Source organism: Umezawaea endophytica, from assembly GCF_025061645.1.
Taxonomy (GTDB): Bacteria; Actinomycetota; Actinomycetes; order Mycobacteriales; family Pseudonocardiaceae; genus Umezawaea; species Umezawaea endophytica.
Genome location: NZ_JANYMP010000001.1, coordinates 798,467 through 800,200 on the forward strand (window position 1 = coordinate 798,467; position 1,734 = coordinate 800,200).

2 protein-coding genes are annotated in these 1,734 nt (G+C 72.1%); both read right to left on the reverse strand.

Translation table 11 applies throughout. The features are described 5' to 3' along the window. Window positions 1-30: 30 nt before the first annotated feature. Window positions 31-1,005, reverse strand: coding sequence for a hypothetical protein (locus tag NZH93_RS03140; RefSeq protein ID WP_259621338.1), 975 nt, complete (start codon window positions 1,003-1,005; stop codon window positions 31-33). A gap of 24 nt (window positions 1,006-1,029) precedes the next feature. Next, the coding region (locus NZH93_RS03145; RefSeq protein WP_372506483.1) for an OmpL47-type beta-barrel domain-containing protein at window positions 1,030-1,734 on the reverse strand (705 nt) is incomplete at its 5' end.

A 1,734-nucleotide genomic window follows, 5' to 3' on the forward strand; every position in this document is an offset into this window, starting at 1 on the left:
GCGAGCGTGCTCGCCACGCCCGGCCGGGCCTCAGAGCCGTGCCTTGCCCTTCGCCGCGACGGACCCGCCGACCTGGGCGAGCCGGTCCGCCGCGCGCTCCTTGGCGGTGCCGCGGGAGTGCTCGGCGGACTTGGCGTCGGCCGCCGACGGGTCGGTCCGCTCGCCGACGACCCCGCCGCGCACCCGGTTGTTGGCCGCCACCTCGGCCACCGGGTTGTTCGCGGTCAGCGCGAGCGAACCGTTGATCACGTTGTCGTCCAGCGTCGTGCGGCCACCGGTGGTGTTGGAGATGCCGACGTCCCTGGCGAAGTAGCCGCCGGAGGCGCAGGTGTCGAGGCCGCCGTTCGGTCCGAGCTGGACACCGCCGAGGTTGCCCGCGAACGTGGCCTTGCCCTGGACCGCGCTGCCGCAGACCACGCTGCCGGTCGCGTTGTTGAGCACGGACAGCGTTCCGTCGACGAAGGTGCCGTGCACGTCCGTCAGGTACGCCCCGTTGGTGCTGATGTTGCCGGTGACCTCGCTGTCGGTCAGGGAGACCTCGCCGACGCCCGCGGTCACGCCGCCGTCGACCTTCGACCCCCGTTCCGCGTACAGGAAACCCTCGATGGTGGTCGAGCCCTTCGGCTGGAGCACCACGCCGCCGATGTCGGTGTTCTTCAGGTACACGCCGAAACCACCGGCGGCCAGGGTGATGGCGCCGTCGATCCGGGTGTCGGTCGAGTCGAGGTAGCCGTCGGCCGCGACGGCGACCGCGCCGTTGACCGTGCCGCCGCTGACCACCAGGTTGCCGCCGGCGGCCACGCGCACGTCGCCGGTGATGGTGGTGCCCCGCAGCGAGCACGACTCGCCCGGCGGCACGTAGAGGTCGTTCGGGACGGTGACGGCTCCACCGCTGCCCACGCAGTACGTCACCAGGTCCGCGTTCGCGTTCTGGGCCGTGCCGATCACCGACGCGGTGACGACGGCGCTCACGATCGCGAGCGCGGATGCGGTCCGTGCAGCCATCTTCGTTCTCCCTGCTCTGCGAAGCTACTTGCCGATGTCGGATCGCGAGGCCGCGCGCACGATGGCGCCCTGCTGCCTGCGGGTCAGGACGCCGCCGGTCACGAGGTTCTCGGTGACCTGCTCGACGTGTCGGACGAAGGCACCGTGGTCCGGGTACCCGCGGTCCTGGTCGACGAGGTCGCTGATGGTGCAGCCGTCGCCGGTGTCGACGTTCGCGACCCCGGTGTCGTCCAGCCCGATGACCACCGTCGGGCGCTCGTCGGAGTCGGGACAGGCGTCGGACCCGCCTCCGACGACCGTGAAGGACACCGACCGCTCCGCCGCGGCGTTGCCCGCGTTGTCGACGGCCCGGTACCGCACGGTGTGCGCGCCCACGGCGCTCACCACGACCGGCGCCGAGTACGCCGTCCACGCGCCGCCGTCCAGCGCGTACTCGACCAGCCGCACCCCGGACTGCGCGTCCGTCGCGGTGATCGTCACCGTCGCCCTGCCCACGTAGTGGCCGTCGGGGTTGGTGGTGCCCGACAGCGCGGCGGACGTCGTCGGGGGCGTGGTGTCGACCGGCGGCACCGGGACGACCGTGAAGCCGACCATGCCCACCGGGGACACGTTCCCGGCCTTGTCGGTCGCCCGGAAGTGCACCATGTGCGACCCCACCTCGGTCACGTCGAACGGTCCCGTGTAGACGGTCCACGCACCCGAATGCACCTGGTACTCACGGGACTCCAC